Below are 22441 nucleotides of genomic sequence, written 5' to 3'. Positions count from 1 at the left end.
CATAACCTGTATGGGCCGATGACGTCCCTACGGAGCGACCTTGCCCAGTCCCTACCGCGCGATCTTCGCGGCCCCCGGCACCAAGGGGTTCAGCGCAGCCGGCCTCATAGGCCGGCTGCCGATATCCATGGTGGGCGTCGGCATCCTCACGATGATCTCGGAGATGACCGGCCGCTACGCCATGGCCAGCGCCCTCACCGGCACCCTGGCCCTCGCCGTCGCGTTCATGGGCCCGCTGGTGTCCCGCCTCGTGGACCAGTACGGGCAGCGGCGGGTGCTGCGCCCCGCGACCCTGGTCTCGGTCGCCTCGGTCACCGCCCTCGTGCTGGCCGCCGCGAACGGCCTCCCCGACTGGACGCTCTTCGTGTTCGCCGCCGTCGCGGGGTGCGTGCCGAGCGTCGGCTCGATGGTCCGCGCCCGCTGGACGGAGCTGTACCGCGCCTCCCCGCGCGAGCTGCACACCGCGTACTCCTTCGAGTCCGTGGTCGACGAGGTCTGCTTCATCTTCGGCCCGATCCTCGCCATCGGCCTGTCCACCACCTGGTTCCCCGAGGCCGGGCCGGTGATCGCGGCGGGCTGCCTGCTCGTCGGCGTCTGGCTGCTCACCGCCCAGCGCTCCACCGAGCCCGCCCCGCACCCGCGCAGCCCCGACGCCGACCGCGCGTCCGCCCTGCGCTCCCCCGGCCTCCAGGTGCTGACGGCCACCTTCGTGGCGACCGGCGCGATCTTCGGGTCCATCGACGTGTCCACGCTGGCCTTCGCCGAGGAGCAGGGCAGCAAGTCGTCCGCCAGCTTCATCCTGGCGATCTGGGCGGCGGGGTCCTGTATCGCCGGAATCGTCTTCGGGGTGCTGCACCTCAAGGGCAAGGCCGAACGCCGTTGGGTACTGGGCATCTGTGCGATGGCCGTGAGTATGATCCCCCTCCTACTGGCCGGGAACCTTCCGTTTCTGGCCGTGGCGCTCTTCGTCTCGGGCCTCGCCATCGCTCCCACGATGATCACCACGATGGCCCTGATCGAAGCGCACGTGCCACGCGCGAAGCTCACCGAGGGCATGACCTGGATCAGCACCGGCCTGGCGGTCGGGGTCGCGGCCGGCTCCTCGGTGACCGGTCTGGTCATCGACGCGGCCGGAGCCCAGCGCGGGTTCGTGGTCTCGATCTCCTCGGGAGTGGCCGCGGCGGCGGTGGCGTTCGCGGGTTACCGCCGGCTGACGAGGCCGGCGCAAGGGGAGGAGCCAGCCAGCGATGGCGACGTCGGGGACAGCAGCAGCGAAGAACGGACAGGCCGCGTGGCGTAACTGGGCGGGCAACGTCCGCGCCACGCCCGCGCGCGTGGTGACTCCGGCCTCGGTCGGGGAACTCCAGGAGGCGGTGCGCCGGGCCGCCGAGGAGGGGCTGCGGGTGAAGGCGGTCGGCACCGGGCACTCCTTCACGGCGGCGGCCGCGACCGACGGGGTGCTCGTACGGCCGCAGGCGCTCAGCGGCGTCCTGTCGGTCGACCGGGCGGCCGGCACCGTCACCGTGGCGGCCGGCACCGCCCTCAAGGACCTGAACCGGGACCTGGCCCGGCAGGGCCTGTCGCTCACGAACATGGGCGACATCATGGAGCAGACGGTCTCCGGCGCCACGAGCACGGGCACCCACGGGACCGGCCGCGACTCGGCCTCCATCGCCGCCCAGATCCGCGCGCTGGAGCTGGTCACGGCGGACGGCAGGCTGATGACCTGTTCGGAGAAGGAGAACCCCGAGGTCTTCGCCGCGGCCCGGCTGGGCATCGGGGCCCTCGGCATCCTCACCTCGATCACCTTCGCGGTGGAGCCGCTCTTCCTGCTGACCGCCCGTGAGGAGCCGATGGGCTTCGAGCGGGTCACCGCCGAGTTCGACCAGCACGTCGCGGAGAACGAGCACTTCGAGTTCTACTGGTTCCCGCACACCGGCAACTGCAACACCAAGCGCAACAACCGCAGCCAGGGCCCCGCCGCCCCGCCCGGCGCGGTCAGTGCCTGGATCGAGGACGAGCTGCTCTCCAACGGCCTCTTCCAGGCCGTCAACTCCCTCGGCCGCGCCGTCCCCGCGGCCATCCCCTCGATCGCCCGCGTCGCCAGCCGCGCCCTGTCGGCCCGTACCTACACGGACATCCCGTACAAGGTCTTCACCAGCCCCCGCCGGGTCCGGTTCGTGGAGATGGAGTACGCCCTTCCGCGCGAGCGCGCGGTCGAGGCGCTGCGGGAGCTCAAGACCATGGTCGACCGCTCCGGCCTGCGGATCAGTTTCCCGGTGGAGGTGCGCACGGCCCCGGCGGACGACATCACCCTGTCCACGGCCTCGGGGCGGGAGACGGCCTACATCGCGGTGCACATGTACCGGGGCACCCCGTACCAGGCCTACTTCACGGCCGCCGAGCGCATCTTCACCGCCCACGGCGGACGGCCCCACTGGGGCAAGGTGCACACCCGGGACGCGGAGTACCTGGCGGCGGCCTACCCGCGCTTCGGCGAGTTCACCGCACTGCGGGACCGGCTGGACCCCGACCGGCTGTTCGGCAACGACTACCTGAGGCGGGTCCTCGGGGACTGACCCCCGCTCAGGAGGCTCCGGCGGCCGCCCCCGTGCGCCGCCGGCGCCCGTGCCGGGCCCGCCGCCACTCACCGGCACCCGCGCGAACGGACCATTCCGTTTCTGTGGATCCCGTGGAGCCGGACACCCCGAATCCGGCGCGTACGCAGGTGGACCCGGATGCGGACCCGATTCCGGGCAGGCCAACTCCCGCCGCCCGGGACAACTTCGGCGGCGCGGCGGTCCACCCGGGTGGCCCGAATGGAGTACTGTGGCGAGCCCTGGGACCGTCCTTCCTTGCGGATGTCCGGACCCCGGGAGAGGGGGCCGGCTGATGGAGAAGCGGCACTCAAGACCGGTGATGCCGCGGTATCGCACGGGCTCCTGCTGCGCACAGTAACCACGTGGTCACTGTGCGTGCCCAACAGGTAACCGTGCCATAACGTCGATCAAGGGCGCACGCCCGACACGCCGGTTTAACTCGGCAAGGTTGTGGCAGGCTGCACCCGGGCAGGCCACACTCGACTAGCGGAAGCAGCGACGCACGTGACGTCGGCAGGCACCACCCGGGAGGTCCCCATGCCCGAACTCCGTGTCGTGGCCGTCTCGAACGACGGAACACGACTGGTGCTCAAGGCTGCGGACAGCACGGAGTACACGCTTCCGATCGACGAGCGGCTGCGCGCTGCCGTGCGCAACGACCGCGCGCGCCTGAACCAGATCGAGATCGAGGTGGAGAGCCACCTCCGCCCCCGCGACATCCAGGCCCGCATACGGGCCGGTGCCTCCGCGGAGGAGGTCGCCCAGCTCGCCGGCATCCCGGTCGACCGGGTCCGCCGCTTCGAGGGTCCGGTGCTGGCCGAGCGCGCCTTCATGGCCGAGCGGGCCCGCAAGACCCCCGTACGCCGCCCCGGCGAGAACACCGGACCGCAGCTCGGCGAGGCCGTCCAGGAACGCCTCTCGCTGCGCGGGGCCGACAAGGACTCCGTGCTGTGGGACTCCTGGCGCCGCGACGACGGCACCTGGGAGGTCCTGCTGGTCTACCGGGTGGCGGGCGAGCCGCACTCGGCGAGCTGGACGTACGACCCGCCGCGCCGGCTGGTCGTCGCCGTGGACGACGAGGCCCGCTCCCTGATCGGCGAGGCCGACGACCTGCCGTCGACGCCGGAGCCGAGCTTCCCCTTCGTGCCGAGGATCGCCCGGCTCCCCCGGGACCGGCCGCTGGACCGCGCACTCGACCGGCAGCTGGAGCGGCCCGAGAACCGGCCCGCCCCGCCGCCCCCGCCGGAGCCCGAGGAGGAACGGGACTCGCTGACCAGCCTGCTGGAGGCGGTGCCCAGCTTCCGGGGCGACCTGGTGGTGCCCGACCGTACGGAGCCGCCCGCCGAGGAGGCCGAGGCCGAGGAGCCCCCTGCCGCGGCGGCATCGGCCGGCGCCGGCGCGGCGTACGCGGACGTGCTCATGCCGCGCACCGTGGCGGGCCACCGCGAGCGGCTGACCGGCACCACCGACCGGCAGGCCGAGGCCGACGGGGTCCGGCCGGGACGCCGGGCGGCCGTGCCCAGCTGGGACGAGATCGTCTTCGGCACCCGGCGCAAGAAGCAGGAGTAGCCCGCGCGGTGGCGCCCCCTCGGGAGGCGCCACCGGCCGGCGGGAGCGTCAGGGGTTGGGGCCGGTGGCGACGGGCCGCTCCGGGTCCGAGGACCACTGCGACCAGCTGCCCGCGTACAGGGCGGCCGGGATGCCCGCCACCTCCAGCGCGAGGACCTCGTGCGCCCCGGAGACCCCGGAACCGCAGTACACGCCCACCGCGGTGTCGCCCGCCGCGCCCAGGGCCGCGAACCGGGCGCGCAGTTCCCCGGCGGACAGGAACCGCCCGTCCGGGCCGACGTTCTCCGTGGTCGGCGCCGACACCGCGCCGGGGATGTGTCCGCCGACCCGGTCGATCGGCTCGACCTCGCCGCGGTAGCGCTCGCCCGCCCGTGCGTCCAGCAGCAGGCCCGTGCGGGCCAGCGCGGCCGCGTCGTCGGCCTCCAGCAGCCCGAACGACCCCGGGTTTGGCTTGAAATCGCCCTCGACCGGTGCCGGTGCGTCGGCGGTCAGCGCACCGCCCGCCGCCGTCCACGCGGCGAGCCCCCCGTCCAGGACCCGCACCGCAGGGTGCCCCGTCCAGCGCAGCAGCCACCAGGCGCGGGCGGCCGCCCAGCCCAGACCCCCGTCGTACACGACCACCGGCTCGTCCGCCCGCACCCCGGCCCGGCGCATCGCGGCGCCGAAGACCTCCGGGTCCGGGAGCGGATGGCGGCCGCCGTCCCCCGGCGGACCTGCCAGTTCACGGTCGAGGTCGACGTAGACGGCACCGGGGATGTGGCCCGCGTCGTAGGCGGGGCGCTGGTCGGGGCCGCCCAGCTGCCAGCGGACGTCCAGGAGCACCGGCGGCCGGGGAGCGGCCAGCTCGTTCATCAGTTCGGAGGCCGAGAGGATCGCAGTCATGGGCCCATCTTCCTCCCCGCGCTCGAACCCGTGTGACAAGCCGGACACCGACGGGCCGCAGTGATTCGGTCATCTCTGTACCGGGCGCCGTCCACGCGGCCGGTCGGGGGGCGGCGGGCGGTGCGGAGTGGAAGCATCTGCGGGGGAACTCCGCGGGGGACAGGGACACGACGGCAGGAGACGGCTGACATGACGGAGGCATCTGGGGCTTCGCGGCGCACACCCGGCACACCGTGCTGGGTGAGCCTGATGGTGCACGGCCTCGGGAGCACGGAGGACTTCTACGCCGACCTCTTCGGCTGGGAGTACGAGCCCGGCCCCACCCAGCTCGGGCCGTGCGTCCGGGCGTTCCTCGACGGGGAGGAGGTCGCGGGGATCGGCGAGATGCCCCCGGACCGCCACCTTCCGGTGGCGTGGACCCCGTACTTCGCGACCGACGACGCCGACTGCACCGCCGAGTCGATCCGGGCCTGCGGCGGCACGGTCGCGGTGGGCCCGCTCGACGCGGGGGCCGCGGGGCGGATGGCGATCTGTTCCGACCCGCTGGGTGCGATCTTCGGGATCTGGCAGACCGACGGACACCTCGCGCCCCGGCGGGCGGGGGCGGCGGGCACCCCGGTGTGGAACGAGCTGCTCACCCAGGACACCTCGACGGTGGGCAAGTTCTACGAGCACGTTTTCGGCCACGAGGCCGAACGGCACCCGGACGCCTCCGCCGACTTCGACTACCTGACCCTGCGCCTGGCGGGCCGTCCGGTCGCCGCCGTCCACGGGGTCGGCCGGTCGCTCCCGCACGACCGGGGGCCGCACTGGATGACGTACTTCGAGGTGGCGGACCCGGACGCGGCGGCCGCCCGGGTGACCGAGCTGGGCGGCCGAATCGTCACCCCGCCCCGGGAGCGGATCACGGGCCGGCTGGCCGTGGTCGCGGACCCGGAGGGGGCGGTCTTCGCCCTGCTGCGGACGGCGTCCGCTTAGGGCCGCCTAGGCCGTCCAGGCCTGGACGGGGAGCAGGTGCGGGCGTTTCGCGCTGCGGCCGTCGCCGGAGGAGGCACCGCGCAGGCGGCGGCCGAGCCAGGGGCCGAGGAACCCGGCCGCCCAGGCCAGCTCGGCGGCGACGGTCCGGGCGCCGCCGCGGGGCCGGCGGGGCGGCAGCGGGTCCTTCCAGGTCCCGTCGCTGCCGGGCAGCTCCAGGGCCTCGGCCAGGGCCGCGGCGATCCGGGCGTGGCCGAGGGAGCTGGCGTGGAGCCGGTCGGCGGCCCACATGCGCGGGTCGGTGGCGACGGCCTCCCGGCCGGTCTCGGCGACCACGACCCCGTACCGGGCCGCGGCGGCGCGGACGCGGTCGTTGAGGTCATGCACGCGGGGGCTCAGCGGCCGGGCCAAGGGGACGATCCGCGCCACGTCGGGGAAGGTCACGGTGGCCACCCGGGCGCCCGTGGCCGTGAGCGCGGCGAACATCTCCTCCAGCTCCCCGGCCACCGCGGCGGCGTCGAAGCGCGGCCGGAGCAGGTCGTTGACCCCGGCGGTGACGGTGGCGACGTCCGGCCGCAGCGCCAGGGCCGGTCCGAGCTGTCCGGCGCGGACCTGTCCGGCGAGCCGGCCCCGGACCGCGAGGTTGGCGTACGTCAGCCCGGGGGAGGCCGCCGCCAGGTGCCCGGCGAGCCGGTCGGCGAAGCCGCGCAGGCCCACCGTGTCGTCCCCGTCCCCCAGCCCCTCGGTCTGGCTGTCGCCCAGGGCGACGTAGCGCAGGTACTCACTGTTCCGCACCGGTGCTCCCCTTCCTCTTCCTCAGCACGTCCGCGGTCCGCCGGCACCAGTCGCGGTGGCCCTCTTCGAAGGCGATGCCGCGCAGGCAGGTCAGGTAGCCGCCGATCCGTTCGCCCCGGAGCAGGTACTCGTCCTCGTCCAGATCGCCGCGCATGTTCCGCAGCAGCTTGCGGAGGAGTTCGAGCTTGGCCTCGGCGGCGGCCGCCCGCTCCTCGAGCTGCGCGATGACCGGCGCGGTGCCGATGCGGTCGGCGCTCTGGACCTTCACGAGGAGGTCGTCACGGATGGAGGAGGCCTTGGCCGGGGCCGCGGCGAACCGCTCCAGCTCGGCCCGGCCGGTGTCGGTGACCCGGAACAGCCGCTTGTTGGGCCGGGATTCCTGCACCACCTCCCGGCCTGCGACCAGCCCGTCCGCCTCGAGCTTCGCCAGTTCGGCGTAGAGCTGCTGGGGCAGGGCGTGCCAGAAGTTCGCGACGCCGATGTCGAACGACTTCGCCAGCTGGTAGCCGCTGTACTCGCCGTCGAGCAGCGCCGCCAGTACCGCGTGCCGCAAGGCCATGGCCGTTCCCTCTTCCCTTTCGGTGCCCGCCCCGGCACCATACTCAAAAAACTGACTACTCGCATTCTTGAGTAGTCACCGATCAGAGGAGGGGCCATGGAGACCGCCGAACGCTTCCGCGCCGCCGTGGAGAAGCGCGACCTCGACGCGCTCGACGAGCTGTTCGCACCCGGCATCCGGCTGTACAGCCCGGTGAAGTTCGTCCCGTTCGAGGGCAAGGCCGCCGTGCTCGGCCTCTTCGGCGTCCTGATGCGCACCTTCGAGGACCTGCGCTACCTGGGGCGGCTGGAGGGCGCGGCCGAGACGACCGCCGACGGCGAGGAGGCCCCGTCGGTGATCCTGCCCTTCCGGGCCGTGGTGGCAGGCAAGCAGATCCACGGCATCGACCTGCTCCAGTTCGACGACGCGGGCCGGGTGAAGGAGTTCACGGTGATGGTCCGCCCCCAGTCCGCCGTCCACGCCCTGGGCCAGGCGGTCCTGGCCGGCCTGGTCGCCGACGGCCTCGCCCCGGAGGCCTGACGGCACCGGGAGGTGCCCGCGAGTAGGGTGGAAGGGCTCCGGGGGTGCACCGGCGGATGGGGTTGACCGTGTCCACATCGAGTCACGAGACGTTCGGCGCACCCTGCTGGGTCAGCCTCATGGCCCGCGACCTCGGCGCGGCCAAGGAGTTCTACAGCGCGGTCCTCGGATGGGAATTCGGGCCCGCGCACCTCGGCGAGGCCTTCGCCGTCGGCTTCGCCTCCGGGGTGCCGGTGGCCGGGCTCGGCGCCCTGCCGCCCGCGCTCTCCATCCCCGTCGCCTGGACCCCGTATTTCGCCGTGGACGACGCCGACGCCACGGCGGCACGGATCCTGGAGCGCAGCGGCACCGTCGCCGTCGGCCCCCTGTCCTTCGGCACGGGGCGGGCCGCGCTCGCCGCCGACCGCGACGGGGCGGTCTTCGGGATCTGGCAGGGCGAGGCCATCCCCGACTGGGGTATGGGCGGCGAGGCCGCGCCGGCCTGGCTCGAACTGCACACCCGCAACGCCTTCGACGCCGTCATCTTCTACGGCCAGGTGCTGGAGTGGGCCGGCGGCCACGCCGGCTGCTGCGAGGTGGCCTACGTGGAGGAGAACGACCGCATCCTGCTCCGCCGCGCCGGCCGGACGGTGGCCCGCCTGCACGGAGGGACGCTCGCGGAGGCCCCCGACCCGCACCTGAGACCGCGCTGGCGCATCCACTTCCGGGTGCCCGGCCTCGAAGCCGCGGTGGAGGCGGCCACCGCGCTGGGCGGCAGCCTCGTGGCCACCCCGGGCTCCGGCTCGTTCCCGCACGAGCGCACCCTGCGCGACCCCGACGGGGCGGTGTTCAGCATCGTCGGCCCGGCCGCGCCCGGCCGGTTCTGACGCCCGCCCGCGTGCCGGGGCCGTCAGGCGTGGTTGACGGGGAGGACGTCCGGCGAGAGGGCGCCGGCGTGGGCCGCGGCCGAGGTCATCCGCTTGCGGTGGTGGCGGCGGCAGAGGACCTCGTAGCCGATCTCCTCCGCCGGGCGGTTGACGTCGCCGACCACCACCTGGGCGCCCTCGACCACCATCTCCCCGCCGACGGTACGGGCGTTGTGCGTGGCGCGGGCCCCGCACCAGCACAGGGCCTCCACCTGGAGCTGCTCCAGGCGGTCCGCCAGCTCGATCAGGCGCTGCGAGCCCGGGAAGAGCTTCGTGCGGAAGTCCGTCGTGATGCCGAAGGCGAAGACGTCCAGACCGAGGTCGTCGACGATGCGGGCCAGCTGGTCGATCTGCTCGGGGGCCAGGAACTGCGCCTCGTCCACGATCACGTAGTCCGCCTTGCCACCCTTCGAGAGCTGCGCGACCAGGTACGCGTACAGGTCCATGCCCTCCGGCGCCTCGACCGCCTCCGTCACCAGCCCCAGGCGGGAGGAGAGCTTGCCCTCGCCCGCCCGGTCGTCACGGGTGAAGATGACGCCCTGGAGTCCCCGCGCGTCGCGGTTGTGGGCGATCTGGAGCGCCAGGGTGCTCTTTCCGCAGTCCATCGTTCCGGAGAAGAACACCAGCTCGGGCATGGGAAGTACGGACCTTTCAGGTCAGGGGCGGGGCAGGGGGACCGGGGCGCCGGGGGCCGTCAGGTGCGGATCTCGAGCAGCGGGACCAGCTGCTCGGCCGCGGTCATGGAGCCGTGCATGCCGGTCAGCGCCGACTCGTTGGGCTCGTTGCGGGAGGCGGTGATCGCGACGTCGGCCTGGGCGGCGGCGACCACGTCGCCGATCCGCCCGAGGACGCGCTCGTCGCACTCCCCCGGCGGACCGAACCAGCCCAGTTCCAGGGCCTCTTCGCGGCTCGCCACCCAGAAGCGGTCGCCCAGCACCTCGCGCCACACGGTCAGTACGTCGGCCTCGGCGCCCGGCACCGCGTAGACGTGCCGGGCGCGACCCTCGCCGCCCAGCAGGGCGACGCCCGCGCCGAGCTCCCAGTCCTCGTCGAAGTCGATCCGGGAGTCCTCGTCGAAGGGGACGTCGACCATGCCGTGGTCGGCGGTGACGTACAGGGCGGTCCGCGGCGGCAGCTGCTCCGCGAGGCGCTGCACGAGGCGGTCGACGTACATGAGCTGGCCGCGCCAGGCGTCGGAGTCCACGCCGTGCCGGTGGCCGGCGCCGTCGAGTTCGCTGTAGTACGTGTACACGAGCGAGCGCTCACCGCCCGCGAGCTGGATGGCGGCGAGGTCCATCCGCTCCTCGCCGGTCATCCGGCCGTGGAAGGTACCGCCGCTGAGGGCGATCTTCGTGAGCGGGGTGGTCTGGAAGTTCGGCGCGGACACCTGCGCGGTGTGCACTCCGGCCGCGTCCGCGAGCTGGAAGACGGTCGGGTACGGCTGCCAGGGCTTGGGCGGGGTCCACGGGTGCCAGCGGAGCTGGTTCATCAGCTCGCCGGAGGCCGGGTTGCGGACGGCGTAGCCGGGCAGGCCGTGCCGGGCGGGCGGCAGGCCGGTGCCGACGGAGGCCAGGGAGGTGGCGGTGGTCGCGGGGAAACCGGACGTGATCGGCAGACCGGTGCCGCCGCGCGAGCCCGCGAGGAGGGACGTCAGGAACGGCGCCTCCTGCGGGTGGGCCCTGATCTGCTCCCAGCCCATGCCGTCGACCAGGAACACGCAGTTCCGGTCGGCCGGGCTCAGCTCGGCGATCCCGGCGGTGAGGCCGGGTACGCCCTGGCCGGCCGCGAGGGTCGGCAGCAGGTCGGCGAGGGAGCCGGTGCCGTACTGCGGGACCGGGGCGCCGGCGAGGTCGAGCAGTTCCGGTTCGTCCTGCCAGTTCGGCGGCGCGGAGTACGACATCAGCGGGCGGGACCGGAGGTGGCCGCCGTCGCCTCGCTGAGCGCCTGCGCGAAGAGCAGCGCCTGGCGCACCGTCTCGGGGCCGTCGCCGGCCTCGCTGACGCGCAGGCTGAGGTCGTCGGCGGTGGAGTTGCCGGTGTAGCCGTGGTCGGCGTCGCAGTTCTGGTCGCCGCAGGCGGCGGGCTCCAGGTCGATGCGCGAGACCGCGCCCCAGCCGATGGTCAGGACGACCTCGCGGGGCAGCTGGCCGGGGGTGTACGACTCGGGGTTGGCGACGACCCTGCTGAGCACCACGGAGGAGATGCTGGCGAGCTTGACCGACTCGGTGGAGGTGGTCGCGTACGGGGACGGCGATCCGGCGTCGGCGGCCTGCTCGTCGGTGTGGCTGACGATGAACCGGTTGCCGGTCAGGACCAGCACGGTGACGTGCCGGCGCACCTCGTTGGAGTCGAAGGTGGTCTCCTGGTGGACCAGGTACGACGAGATCGGCTCGCCGCCCACCGCGGCCTCCACCGCCTCGGCCACGAGGGCCGGGTAGTAGCCGCTGCGCTCGATGGCCGTGCGCAGTCCCTGGGTCGTCGTACCGGATTTCGCCATGGGGTCCATCCTAAGGCCCGTGCGGGGTACCCCTACCTGTCCTGCGCTCAGTAGCTCGGCAGGGTGCGCGGGCCGAGGTCGGTCCGTACGGGCGGGTGTGCCACGCGGACGGTGGCGCTGAGCACGGACAGGCCCTCGGTGGCGACGACGACCGGCTCCAGCGAGACCCCGGTGACCTCGGGGTGGTCGTCCACCAGCCGGGACAGCCGCAGCAGCAGCTCCTCGAGGGCGGGGGTGTCGACGGGGTCGCTGCCGCGCCAGCCGAAGAGCAGGGGCGCGGTGCGGATGGAGCGGATCAGTGCGGCCGCGTCCCGGTCGGTGGCGGGGACCAGGCCGTGGGCGGTGTCGCCGAGCAGCTCGGAGGCGACTCCGGCGAGCCCGAAGGACAGCACGGCTCCGGCGGCGGCGTCGACGGTGGCGCGGACGACGGTGTCGACCCCGCGCGGGGCCATCGCCTGCACCACGGGCTGGAGCTCGGCCGGCTTGCCGAGGGCGTCGGTGAGCTCCTCGTACGAGCGTCTCAGCTCGGCCTCGGTGGTGAGGTCGAGGCGTACGCCGCCCAGGTCGGCGCGGTGGCGCAGGTGCGGGGCGGTGGTCTTGAGGGCGACCGGGTACCCGAGGACCCGGGCCGCGCGGACCGCGGCGTCGGGGCTGGGGGCGGGCAGGGTGGGCAGCACCCGGATCCCGTAGCGGGCGAGCAGGTCGCGGGCGGCGTCCTCGTCCAGGGTCAGGACGGCGCCGGCGTCGACGCCCGCCAGCAGGGTGGCGAGCCGGGCGGCGGCGCCCGCCTCGTCGATGTCCTCGTACTCGGGGACGTGGCCGGTCTCGGCGTTGTCCCGGCGCCAGCGCGCGTACCGCACGGCCTCGGCGACGGCCTTGACGGCCCGCTCGGCGGCCGGGTAGGCGGGGATCCGTCCGGGGCCCTCCACGCCGGGCCCGCCGTCGGCGCCGTGTCCGCCGGGCCCGCCATCGGCGCCGGCCGGGGGGCCGGCGGGCGGGAGCGGCTCGGCGGCGGGCGCCGCCGGTGACGCGCCCCGGGCGGCGGAGAGGGCCTCGACCAGCTCGCCCAGTTCCACGTGCACCACCGCCACCGGCTTGCCCGGGACCTCGGCCACGGCCTGGCGCAGGGCCTGCGCGAGGTCGTCGGCCAGCTCGCGGTCGCTCACGGACGGGATGGCGGTGACGACGACGGCGTCGCAGTCGCCGGAGGCGAGCGCGGCGCACAGGGCGGCCCGGAAGTCGGCCGGGCCGGCGGCGGTCGTCAGGTCCAGCGGGGGCAGCGGGCGCAGCCCCTCGGTCAGGCAGGCGTCGTAGGTGAGCACGCCGAGGGACTCGGAGTTGCCGAGGATCGCGACCCGGGGGCCGGCCGGCAGCGGCTGCCCGGCCAGCAGCAGGCCGACGTCGACCAGCTCGGTGACGGTGTCGACCCGGATGACGCCGGCCTGGCGCAGCAGCTCGGAGACGGTGGCCTCGGGGAGCCGGGTGCCGGGGACGACGTGCCCGGCGGGGGTGTGGCGGCCGCCGCGGGCGACGACCACGGGCTTGGCGGCGGCGGTGCGGCGGGCGAGGCGGGTGAACTTGCGGGGGTTGCCGAGGGTTTCCAGGTACATCAGGGCGACGTCGGTGGCCTCGTCCTCGTACCAGTACTGGAGGATGTCGTTGCCGGAGACGTCGGCCCGGTTCCCTGCGGAGACGAAGGACGACAGCCCCTCGCCGCGCCGCAGCAGCGCCGACAGCAGGGCGATGCCGATCGCCCCGGACTGGGTGAACAGGCCGATCCGGCCGCGGGCGGAGGCGGGCGCCGGGGCGAGCGAGGCGTTCAGCCCCACCTCGGGGGCGGTGTTGATCACCCCGAAGGCGTTGGGGCCGATGAGGCGCATCCCGTACGAGCGGACCTGGCGCACGAGTTCGCGCTGCCGGGCGAGTCCGGCCGGGCCGCTCTCGCCGTATCCCGCGGAGAGGACCACGAGGCCCTGCACCCCGTGCTCGCCGCAGGCGGCGACGGCGTCGGGGACCCGGCCGGCGGGGACGGCGATGACGGCGAGGTCGACCGGGGCGCCGATGTCGGCGAGGCCGCGGTAGGCCCGTACGCCCTCCAGGAGGTCGCCCTCCATGCCGGGGGCGCGGGCTTCGTTGACGGCGTAGAGGTGCCCGCGGAAGCCGCCGTCGCGCAGGTTGCGCAGGGCGGTGGCGCCCACGCCGGCCCCCGAGCGGCTGGCGCCGATCACGGCGACGGAGCCGGGGGCGAGGAGGCGCTGCACGGAGCGGGCCTCGGCCCGCTGTTCGCGGGCGCGCTGGACGGCGAGGGACTCGGCGGTGGGTTCCAGGTCGAGGGTGAGGTGGACGGAGCCGTCCTCGAAGCTGCGCTTCTGCTGGTAGCCCACGTCGGTGAACACCTTGATCATCTTGGTGTTGGCGGGCAGCACTTCGGCCGCGAACCGGCGGATGCCGCGCTCCCGGGCCACCGCGCCGATGTGTTCCAGGAGGGCGGAGGCGACCCCGCGGCCCTGGTGGGCGTCCTGGACGAGGAAGGCGACCTCGGCCTCGTCGGCGGGGGCGGAGGCGGGCCGCCCGTCCGGGCCGATGCGGTCGAAGCGGACGGTGCCGATGAACTCGCCGCCGATGGTGGCGGCGAGGCCGACCCGGTCCACGTAGTCGTGGTGCGTGAAGCGGCGGACGTCGCGGTCCGAGAGGCGGGGGTAGGGGGCGAAGAAGCGGTAGTACTTCGACTCGTCCGAGACCTGCTCGTAGAAGCTGACCAGCCTGCCCGCGTCCTCGGTGGTGATGGGGCGGATGCGGGCGGTGCCGCCGTCGCGCAGCACGACGTCCGCTTCCCAGTGGGCCGGGTACGAGGGGTCCGACGCGGTGGTCATGGGGTCACCTTAAGGGGCGATCCGGCCGGGTGGACGGGTGCGGCGGGCGGCCCCTCCGACCTACGCGCGGCGAATGCGGCGGGCTGGGGCAAACCAGTGCAAGCTGGGGAGGGCCGAACGGCGGTGGATGCGGGCCGAAGGCCGGTGCGAGCATTCCGGACGGCGTGAGAGACTGGTCTAGACAACCGTTGAACCTGAAGGGCATCACCATGGCAGAGCGCCGCGTCAACGTCGGCTGGGCCGAGGGCCTGCACGCTCGTCCCGCCTCGATCTTCGTCCGCGCGACGACCGCTTCCGGCGTCCCGGTGACCATCGCGAAGGCGGGCGGCGACCCCGTCAACGCCGCTTCGATGCTGGCTGTCCTGGGTCTGGGCGCCCAGGGCGGCGAGGAGATCGTCCTGGCTTCCGACGCCGAGGGCGCCGAGGTCGCGCTCGACCGCCTCGCGAAGCTGGTCGCCGAGGGTCTCGAGGAACTCCCCGAGACCGTCTGACCCTTCGGGTCCGGTAGGCCCTCGCCGCCCCGCGCGGTACGACGGAAGCCGCAGCCCCCGCCACCACGGGGACTGCGGCTTCCGCGTTTTCCGGCCGCACGGCGGCTGGAATTCCAGGGCCTTTCCCGCCCTTCCGGGTCGTTCCGGAATTGCGCGCGGCAAATTCGGGCCACGGCGGCGGTCAAGAGGGCAGGGAATTCGCCTGCGGCCCGAACCGGGCGGATATCGCTCCGTTGTATACGGAGTGTGTTAATGCAGAGCGCTCGCCGTGTTTACGGCAGGTTGCGGATTCCTCACCCTCGGGCGGTGCGCCTGCGCCGCCCGCTGCGCGTGCAGCGCGGTCAGGGCCCGGGCCCGCTCCGCGTCGCCGCGCGCGACGGCGTCCACGATCGCCCCGTGCTCGGCCCAGCACTCCACGGGCTGCACCGGCGTCCCGACCGCGAACATCCAGGCGATCTTGTGACGCGTCTGCGTCAGCAGGGCGATCAGCCCCGGGCTGCCCGAGGCCTGGGCCAGGGTCTCGTGGAACCAGCCGCCCAGGGCCCGCAAATCCTCCCCCTGCCCCCGCCTGGCCCCTTCCCGGCCCAGCCTGACCAGTCCGCGCAGCACCTTCAGGTGGCCGTCCGTGCGGCGCCGGGCGGCGCGCGAGGCGGCGAGCGGCTCCAGCAGCACGCGCAGCTCCAGGAGGTCGGCGGCCTCCTGCTCGGTCGGCTCGGCGACGCAGGCGCCCGCGTGCCGGCGGGTGGTGACGAAGCCCTCGGACTCCAGGGTGCGCAGCGCCTCGCGGACCGGGACGCGGGAGACCCCGTAGCGGCGGGCGAGCACCTCCTCGGTCAGCCGGCTGCCCGGCCCGAAGAATCCGGAGACGATATCGTCGCGGATCGCTGTGCACACCGCGTGCGCCGGAATACGCAAGGCCGGACCTCCGCTGGTTTCGTTTTTCGGTTTATCGTGGCCGTGCTGCGACTCTATTGCACCACACGGCAATTCCCGAAGAGGGCCTGCAATCCGGACGGCGGCACGACGAAGAAGGCCCCGGCTCGGTGAGCCGGGGCCTTCTTCGGTGGAGCGTGCTGCGGGTCAGATCCCGACGCCGTGGTTGCGCAGGTACGTCAGCGGGTTGATGTCCGTGCCGTACGTGGCGCCGGTGCGGGCCTCGAAGTGCAGGTGCGGGCCGCTGGAGTTGCCCGTGGAGCCCGACAGGCCGATCTGCTGGCCGGGGGTGACCGTCTCGCCGGCGGAGACGCTCAGCGAGAGCAGGTGGCCGTACTGGGTGTAGGTGCCGTCGTTGTGGCGGATCACGACGTTGTTGCCGTAGGCGCCGCCCCAGCCGGCCTCGACGACGGTGCCCGCGCCCACCGCGTGGACGATGCTGCCCTCGTCGGCGTGGAAGTCGATGCCCGTGTGGCTGCCGGAGGACCACATGCCGCCGCCCGCGCCGTACTGGGTGCTGACGTAGGAGCCGTCGACGGGGGCCACGAAGGTGTTGAGGCGCTTGCGGGCCTCCTCGCGGGCGGCCTTCTCGGCGGCCTCGCGCTCGGCCTTCTCCTTGGCCTCGGCGGCGCGCTTGGCCTCGGCGGCACGCGTCTTCGCCTCGGCCTCGGCCTGCGCCTGGGCGGCGACGGCCTCGGCGGCGCGCTGCTGGGACTCGGCCTGGACCTCGATGTCGTCCTGCAGGCCGTCGGCGACGACGACCGCGTTCTGGCCGGTGTCCTCCATGGACGGGGCGTTGTGGTGGTCCGCCGCGAAGGCCGGAGCGGCCAGGGTGCCGACCACGCCCGTGGTGGCGAGGGCGGCGATGCCGGCGTAGCCGGCGGTCTTGCGGCTCAGACGGCTGGAACCACGGTGCTTACCAGAACCGGCGGCACGACTGCCAAACGCCATGAAGGGGGTGATCCTTTCCTTCCCTCTCGCCTACCGGGTTAGCTGACGGGTTCGGAGCAGGAAGGTCTCCTACGGGCCTCCTCTTGCGAGGGGGTCCGATTCACCCCAGGGACTCATGTGGGTCCCCGGCTCCCCAGGCTCGCGCCTGACGGGGACTCGGCGATCGCTGTCCGGTGCCGCGGGGGTGCGGCGGGTTCAACTGACGAACAGCACGGCCGACGCTAGGCGGATCATCAGTCAATCGCCAAACACACGCGCGCTTTTGTTGCGTACGCCACACCGCATACGAGCAACGACGCCACTAAACGGACAAAGGGGGCTCCGGTGGATGTTCCACCGGAGCCCCCAGGAAACGGACCCGTCGCCGCTCCGTCTCGGGTCCCCCGCCGTGCAGTTGGGGACGGTCGCGCCGCCCGGCCGGGGACGGTCACACCGCCCGGCCGGGGACGGTCGCGCCGCTCAGTTGGAGACGACGGTGACCTCACCGATCCCGAGGGCCAGGACGGGCTCCTCGATCTGCGCCGCGTCGCCCACCAGGATCGTGACCAGGCGGTCCACCGGGAAGGCGTTCACGACCGCCGAAGTGGCCTCGGCGGTACCGGTTTCGGCCAGCCGCGCGTACAGCCGCGCCTGGTAGTCGTCCGGCAGCTCCTGCTCCACCTGGTCGGCGAGCGTCCCGGCGACCGAGGCGGCCGTCTCGAACTTCAGCGGAGCCACACCCACCAGGTTCTGCACCGCCACGTCCCGCTCGGCGTCGGTCAGTCCGCCCTCCGCGAGCGTCCGCAGCACCTGCCACAGGTCCTGCAGCGCCGGACCGGTGTTGGGGGTGTCCACCGAACCGCTGATGGCGAGCATCGAGGCGCCCTTGCCATCGGCGGTCGAGCGCAGCACCTGCCCGAAGGCCCGCACGCCGTAGGTGTAGCCCTTCTCCTCGCGCAGCACCTTGTCCAGGCGGGAGGTGAGGGTGCCGCCGAGGCAGTACGTGCCGAGCACCTGCGGGGCCCAGACGATGTCGTGCCGGTCCGGCCCGATCCGGCCGATGAGCAGCTGCGTCTGGACGGCGCCCGGCCGGTCCACGATGACCACGCGGCCCGTGTCGTCGGCCGTCACCGGCTGCACGGGGCGGGGTGCGGCGGTGTTGCCGGTCCAGGTGCCCAGGGTGTCCGCCAGCAGGGCGTCCAGGTCGGTGCCGGTCAGGTCGCCGACGACCACCACGGTGGCGGTGGAGGGGCGTACGTGGGCCTCGTAGAAGGCGCGTACGGCGGCGGAGTCGATCCGCGCGACCGTCTCCTCGGTGCCCTGGCGCGGGCGGGACATCCGCAGCGACGCCGGGAACAGCTCCTTGGAGAGCTCCTTGGCGGCGCGGCGCTGGGGGTTGGCCAGCTCGTGCGGGATCTCGTCGAGCCGGTTGCGCACCAGGCGGTCGACCTCGCTGTCGGCGAAGGCGGGGGCGCTCAGCGCCTCGGCGAGCAGTCCGAGCGCCTTGGGCAGGCGGGAGGCCGGGACCTCCAGGGAGACCCGCAGGCCCGGGTGGTCCGCGTGGGCGTCCAGCGTGGCGCCGCAGCGCTCCAGCTCCGCGGCGAACTCCTCGGCGGAGTGCTTGTCGGTGCCCTCCGACAGGGCGCGGGCCATGATCGTGGCGACCCCGTCGAGGCCCTCGGGCTCGGCGTCCAGCGGTGCCGCGAGGTTGACCTCGACCGCCACCACCTGCTGGCCGGGGCGGTGGCAGCGCAGCAGGGTCAGGCCGTTGGGGAGCGTGGAGCGCTCGGGGGCCGGGAAGGCCCACGGCTTCGCCTCGCCGGCCTGCGGCCGCGGGTGGAAGGTCATCGTGACGGCTGCGGTGTCGCTCACTGCTCCGCCCCCTCGTTCTCGTCGTGCTGCTCGGTCTCGTGGGCCTCGGCGCCGGCCAGCGGCTCGTAGACCAGTACCGCGCGGTTGTCGGGGCGCAGCCGGGCCGCGGCCACGGCCTGCACCTCCTCGGCGGTGACGTCCAGCACCCGCTGGACGGCGGTCAGCGCGAGCTGCGGGTCGCCGAACAGGACCGCGAAGCGGCACAGTTCGTCGGCGCGGCCGGCCACCGTGCTCAGCCGGTCCAGCCATTCGCGCTCCAGCTGTGCCTGGGCGCGCTCCATCTCCTCCGCCGTCGGGCCCTCGGCGGCGAACCGGGCGAGCTCCTCGTCGACGGCCGCCTCGATGGCGGGCACCTCGACGCCGCTGGAGGTCTTGACGTCCAGCCAGCCCAGCGAGGGCGCGCCGGCCAGGCGCAGCATGCCGAAACCGGCCGCCACGGCCGTCTGGTCGCGGCGTACCAGGCGGTTGTGCAGCCGGGAGGACTCGCCGCCGCCCAGCACGGTCAGTGCCACGTCGGCGGCGTCGCACTCGCGGGTGCCGTCGTGCGGCAGCCGGTAGGCGGCCATCAGCGCGCGGGCCGGGACCTCCTCGACGATCTCCTCGCGCAGCTGCCCGCCCATGGTGTCGGGGAGCGTGCCGTCGCGGGGCGGCTGCTTGCCGTCGTGCGCCGGGATGGTGCCGAAGTACTTCTCGATCCAGGCGAGGGTCCGCTCGGGGTCGATGTCGCCCACGACCGACAGCACGGCGTTGTTGGGCGCGTAGTACGTACGGAAGAAGTGGCGCGCGTCCTCCAGGGAGGCGGCGTCCAGGTCGGCCATCGAGCCGATCGGGGTGTGGTGGTACGGGTGGCCCTCGGGGTAGGCGAGGGCGGTCAGCCGCTCGAAGGCGGTGCCGTACGGGACGTTGTCGTACCGCTGGCGGCGCTCGTTCTTGACCACGTCGCGCTGGTTCTCCATGGACTCGTCGTCCAGGGCGGCCAGCAGCGAGCCCATGCGGTCCGCCTCCAGCCACAGGGCGAGTTCCAGCTGGTGCGCCGGCATCGTCTCGAAGTAGTTGGTGCGCTCGAAGCTGGTGGTGCCGTTCAGCGAGCCGCCGGCACCCTGGACGAGCTCGAAGTGGCCGTTGCCCGGTACGCTCGCCGAACCCTGGAACATCAGGTGCTCGAAGAGGTGAGCCAGACCGGTCCGCCCCTTGACTTCGTGGCGGGAGCCGACGTCGTACCAGAGGCAGACGGCGGCGACCGGAGTGAGGTGGTCCTCGGACAGCACCACGCGCAGGCCGTTGGCCAGCCGGTGCTCGGTCGCTGTCAGGCCGCCGGAGCCGGCCTGAGCTGTGGCCGTGTGACCCATGGGCATGTGGTCCCTTCGATCGCGATGCAGAGATTTCTGTCAGACCTGCCACTGTATGCAAGCGCGCCGACGGCCGGATAAGTTCCCGGGTCACTCCCCCGCACTCCGTACGGGGGGACCCCCGGGGTCGGAGTCGGCGTTGTCGGTGCCTCGGGCCACAATGGTCCGCGTCAACCACGCCAGATCCACCCAGCACACCCCGAACCTTGGTTAAGGAGCCGCGCAGCGATGGCCCGCCGCAGCACGAAGACCCCGCCGCCGGAGGATTTCGAGGAGAAGATCCTCGACATCGACGTCGTCGACGAAATGCAGGGCTCCTTCCTCGAGTACGCGTACTCGGTGATCTACTCCCGCGCCCTGCCCGACGCCCGCGACGGGATGAAGCCGGTGCACCGGCGCATCGTCTACCAGATGAACGAGATGGGCCTGCGGCCCGACCGGGGGTACGTCAAGTGCGCCCGCGTCGTCGGCGAGGTGATGGGCAAGCTGCACCCGCACGGCGACGCGTCGATCTACGACGCCCTCGTGCGCATGGCCCAGCCCTTCTCGATGCGGCTGCCGCTGGTCGACGGCCACGGCAACTTCGGCTCGCTCGGCAACGACGACCCGCCGGCCGCGATGCGCTACACCGAGTGCCGGATGGCCGACGCCACCTCGCTGATGACGGAGTCGATCGACGAGGACACCGTCGACTTCACCGCCAACTACGACGGCCAGGAGCGCGAGCCCGTCGCCCTGCCGGCGGCCTATCCGAACCTCCTGGTCAACGGCGCCTCCGGGATCGCCGTCGGCATGGCCACCAACATGGCCCCGCACAACCTGGGCGAGGTCATCGCGGCCGCCCGCCACCTGATCCGGTACCCGGAGGCGGACCTGGAGGCGCTGATGCGCTTCGTGCCGGGCCCCGACCTGCCGACCGGCGGGCGGATCGTGGGGCTGTCCGGCATCAAGGACGCCTACGAGAACGGCCGCGGCACCTTCAAGATCCGCGCGACGGTCTCCGTGGAGGACGTCACCGCGCGCCGCAAGGGCCTGGTCGTCACCGAACTGCCCTTCACGGTGGGCCCCGAGAAGGTCATCGCGAAGATCAAGGACCTGGTCGGCTCGAAGAAGCTCCAGGGCATCGCGGACGTCAAGGACCTCACCGACCGCTCGCACGGCCTGCGCCTGGTGATCGAGATCAAGAATGGCTTCCACCCGGAGGCCGTGCTGGAGCAGCTGTACAAGCTGACGCCGATGGAGGAGTCCTTCGGCATCAACAACGTCGCGCTGGTCGACGGGCAGCCGCTGACCCTGGGCCTCAAGGAGCTGCTGGAGGTCTACCTCGACCACCGCTTCGAGGTCGTGCGCCGGCGCAGCGAGTTCCGCCGGACCAAGCGCCGCGACCGGCTGCACCTGGTCGAGGGGCTGCTGGTGGCCCTGCTCGACATCGACGAGGTCATCCGGATCATCCGCGACAGCGACAACTCCGCGCAGGCCAAGGAGCGCCTGATGGAGCACTTCTCGCTGAGCGAGGTCCAGACCCAGTACATCCTGGACACCCCGCTGCGCCGGCTCACCCGCTTCGACCGGATCGAGCTGGAGAGCGAGCGCGACCGGCTGACCGGCGAGATCGACGAGCTGACCGGGATCCTGGACTCCGACGCGGCGCTGCGCAAGCTGGTCTCGGCGGAACTGGCCGCGGTGGCGAAGAAGTTCGGCACCGAGCGGCGCACCGTGCTGCTGGAGTCGGCGGGCACCTCGGTGGCGGCGGTCCCGCTGGAGGTCGCGGACGACCCGTGCCGGGTGCTCCTGTCCTCCACCGGCCTGCTGGCCCGCACGGCCAACGCCGATCCGCTGCCCCTGGAGGAAGGCGGGGCCCGCACGAAGCACGACGTGATCGTCTCGCAGGTCGCGGCGACCGCCCGGGCCGACGTCGGCGCGGTCACCTCGTACGGGCGCCTGCTGCGCCTCCCGGTGATCGACCTGCCGCGGCTGCCGGACACGCACGCCGCGCCGAACCTGGCCGGCGGCGCCCCGGTCGCGGAGTTCCTCTCCGGGCTGGAGGCCGACGAGACGGTGGTCTGCCTCCTCTCCCTCGACGAGTCCTCGCAGGGCCTGGCCCTGGGTACCGAGCAGGGCGTGGTCAAGCGGGTCGTGCCGGACTATCCGGCGAACAAGGACGAGCTGGAGGTCATCACCCTCAAGGAGGGCGACCGGGTCGTCGGCGCGGTCGAGCTGCGCACGGGCGAGGAGGACCTGGTCTTCATCACCGACGACGCCCAGCTGCTGCGCTACCCGGCGAGCCAGGTGCGCCCCCAGGGCCGCCCGGCGGGCGGTATGGCCGGCATCAAGCTCGCCGGGAACGCCAAGGTGATCCACTTCTCGGCGGTGGACCCGGCCCGGGACGCGCTGGTGTTCACCGTGGCGGGCTCGCACGGGACGCTGGACGACTCGATGCGCTCGGGCAAGCTGACCCCCTTCGACCAGTACCCGCGCAAGGGACGGGCCACCGGCGGCGTGCGCTGCCAGCGGTTCCTGAAGGGCGAGGACGTCCTGACGCTGGCCTGGGCGGGCAACGCCCCGGTCCGCGCCGCCGCCAAGAACGGCTCCCCGGCCGCCCTGCCGGCCCCGGACCCGCGCCGCGACGGCTCGGGGACCGCGCTGCCGGCCGTCGTGGAGACGCTGGCGGGGGCCGCGCTGTAGCGGTGTGA

19 protein-coding genes and 1 riboswitch are annotated in these 22441 nt (G+C 73.5%); of the genes, 8 read left to right on the top strand and 11 right to left on the bottom strand.

Going from position 1 to position 22441, the window contains the following annotated elements; all coding sequences use genetic code 11:
* Positions 1-40: 40 nt before the first annotated feature.
* The 3 genes from AB0D45_RS14045 (at position 41) to sepH (ending at position 4169) form a co-directional block, all read left to right on the top strand.
* Positions 41-1300, top strand: coding sequence for an MFS transporter (locus AB0D45_RS14045; protein WP_361609979.1), 1260 nt, complete (start codon positions 41-43; stop codon positions 1298-1300).
* Positions 1248-2579 (top strand): D-arabinono-1,4-lactone oxidase, encoded by a 1332-nt coding sequence (locus AB0D45_RS14040; RefSeq protein WP_361609978.1) that lies wholly within the window; start codon positions 1248-1250, stop codon positions 2577-2579. Before AB0D45_RS14045 ends, AB0D45_RS14040 begins: the two co-directional genes overlap by 53 nt.
* 558 nt (positions 2580-3137) lie before the next feature.
* Positions 3138-4169, top strand: coding sequence for a septation protein SepH (sepH, locus tag AB0D45_RS14035; protein WP_362458274.1), 1032 nt, complete (start codon positions 3138-3140; stop codon positions 4167-4169).
* A gap of 48 nt (positions 4170-4217) precedes the next feature.
* On the opposite strand, the gene AB0D45_RS14030 is transcribed toward sepH, so the two are convergent.
* Positions 4218-5051 carry a sulfurtransferase gene (locus tag AB0D45_RS14030; protein ID WP_362458271.1) on the bottom strand — a complete coding sequence of 278 codons (834 nt, stop codon included), beginning with the start codon at positions 5049-5051 and terminating at the stop codon, positions 4218-4220.
* A 189-nt stretch (positions 5052-5240) separates the two neighbouring features.
* On the opposite strand from AB0D45_RS14030, the gene AB0D45_RS14025 reads away from it, so the two are divergent.
* Positions 5241-6029: a VOC family protein gene (locus AB0D45_RS14025; RefSeq protein ID WP_362458268.1), complete on the top strand. Its 789-nt coding sequence runs from the start codon at positions 5241-5243 to the stop codon at positions 6027-6029.
* Between the two features lie 6 nt (positions 6030-6035).
* Here AB0D45_RS14025 and AB0D45_RS14020 read toward each other — a convergent pair whose 3' ends face one another.
* Together AB0D45_RS14020 and AB0D45_RS14015 are read right to left on the bottom strand one after the other, a co-directional pair.
* Positions 6036-6821 (bottom strand): SGNH/GDSL hydrolase family protein, encoded by a 786-nt coding sequence (locus tag AB0D45_RS14020; RefSeq protein ID WP_362458265.1) that lies wholly within the window; start codon positions 6819-6821, stop codon positions 6036-6038.
* The gene (locus AB0D45_RS14015; RefSeq protein ID WP_362458262.1) at positions 6808-7380 is read right to left on the bottom strand and encodes a PadR family transcriptional regulator; all 573 of its coding nucleotides are present in this window, start codon (positions 7378-7380) and stop codon (positions 6808-6810) included. Before AB0D45_RS14015 ends, AB0D45_RS14020 begins: the two co-directional genes overlap by 14 nt.
* 96 nt (positions 7381-7476) lie before the next feature.
* Between AB0D45_RS14015 and AB0D45_RS14010 the strand changes: the two genes are divergently transcribed.
* Positions 7477-7899, top strand: a complete 423-nt coding sequence (locus AB0D45_RS14010; RefSeq protein WP_362458259.1) for a nuclear transport factor 2 family protein — start codon at positions 7477-7479, stop codon at positions 7897-7899.
* A 119-nt stretch (positions 7900-8018) separates the two neighbouring features.
* Positions 8019-8765, top strand: coding sequence for a VOC family protein (locus AB0D45_RS14005; RefSeq protein WP_362458354.1), 747 nt, complete (start codon positions 8019-8021; stop codon positions 8763-8765).
* Positions 8766-8788: 23 nt separating this feature from the next.
* Here AB0D45_RS14005 and AB0D45_RS14000 read toward each other — a convergent pair whose 3' ends face one another.
* From AB0D45_RS14000 to AB0D45_RS13985, 4 genes are read right to left on the bottom strand one after another with little or no spacing between them, the layout of a single operon-like run.
* Positions 8789-9439, bottom strand: a complete 651-nt coding sequence (locus tag AB0D45_RS14000) for a thymidine kinase (RefSeq protein ID WP_330298993.1) — start codon at positions 9437-9439, stop codon at positions 8789-8791.
* A gap of 59 nt (positions 9440-9498) precedes the next feature.
* Positions 9499-10704 carry a nucleotide pyrophosphatase/phosphodiesterase family protein gene (locus tag AB0D45_RS13995; RefSeq protein WP_361598851.1) on the bottom strand — a complete coding sequence of 402 codons (1206 nt, stop codon included), beginning with the start codon at positions 10702-10704 and terminating at the stop codon, positions 9499-9501.
* Complete coding sequence (locus AB0D45_RS13990) at positions 10704-11309, bottom strand: DUF5998 family protein (RefSeq protein ID WP_361598848.1); 606 nt, start codon at positions 11307-11309, stop codon at positions 10704-10706. The genes AB0D45_RS13995 and AB0D45_RS13990 overlap by 1 nt, the downstream gene beginning before the upstream one ends.
* Positions 11310-11347: 38 nt before the next feature.
* Positions 11348-14173: a GNAT family N-acetyltransferase gene (locus tag AB0D45_RS13985; RefSeq protein WP_362458254.1), complete on the bottom strand. Its 2826-nt coding sequence runs from the start codon at positions 14171-14173 to the stop codon at positions 11348-11350.
* A 209-nt stretch (positions 14174-14382) separates the two neighbouring features.
* On the opposite strand from AB0D45_RS13985, the gene AB0D45_RS13980 reads away from it, so the two are divergent.
* Positions 14383-14664 carry an HPr family phosphocarrier protein gene (locus AB0D45_RS13980; protein WP_362052369.1) on the top strand — a complete coding sequence of 94 codons (282 nt, stop codon included), beginning with the start codon at positions 14383-14385 and terminating at the stop codon, positions 14662-14664.
* A gap of 249 nt (positions 14665-14913) precedes the next feature.
* Here AB0D45_RS13980 and AB0D45_RS13975 read toward each other — a convergent pair whose 3' ends face one another.
* The 4 genes from AB0D45_RS13975 to AB0D45_RS13960 form a co-directional block, all read right to left on the bottom strand.
* Complete coding sequence (locus tag AB0D45_RS13975; RefSeq protein ID WP_362458251.1) at positions 14914-15579, bottom strand: GntR family transcriptional regulator; 666 nt, start codon at positions 15577-15579, stop codon at positions 14914-14916.
* Positions 15580-15744: 165 nt separating this feature from the next.
* Complete coding sequence (locus AB0D45_RS13970; protein WP_361598836.1) at positions 15745-16548, bottom strand: M23 family metallopeptidase; 804 nt, start codon at positions 16546-16548, stop codon at positions 15745-15747.
* Between the two features lie 12 nt (positions 16549-16560).
* Positions 16561-16720: riboswitch (cyclic di-AMP (ydaO/yuaA leader) on the bottom strand.
* Positions 16721-17007: 287 nt separating this feature from the next.
* Complete coding sequence (locus AB0D45_RS13965) at positions 17008-18375, bottom strand: pitrilysin family protein (protein ID WP_361598866.1); 1368 nt, start codon at positions 18373-18375, stop codon at positions 17008-17010.
* Positions 18376-18395: 20 nt separating this feature from the next.
* Positions 18396-19748, bottom strand: coding sequence for a pitrilysin family protein (locus AB0D45_RS13960; protein WP_361598833.1), 1353 nt, complete (start codon positions 19746-19748; stop codon positions 18396-18398).
* A gap of 228 nt (positions 19749-19976) precedes the next feature.
* Here AB0D45_RS13960 and AB0D45_RS13955 point away from each other — a divergent pair, with 228 nt between their 5' ends.
* Entirely contained in the window at positions 19977-22433 is a 2457-nt protein-coding gene (locus AB0D45_RS13955; RefSeq protein ID WP_362458248.1) for a DNA topoisomerase IV subunit A, read from the top strand.
* Positions 22434-22441: the final 8 nt, after the last annotated feature.

It is taken from the genome of Streptomyces sp. NPDC048352 (assembly GCF_040651895.1).
GTDB lineage: Bacteria > Actinomycetota > Actinomycetes > Streptomycetales > Streptomycetaceae > Streptomyces.
This window is presented reverse-complemented; position numbering and strand designations above follow the sequence as displayed.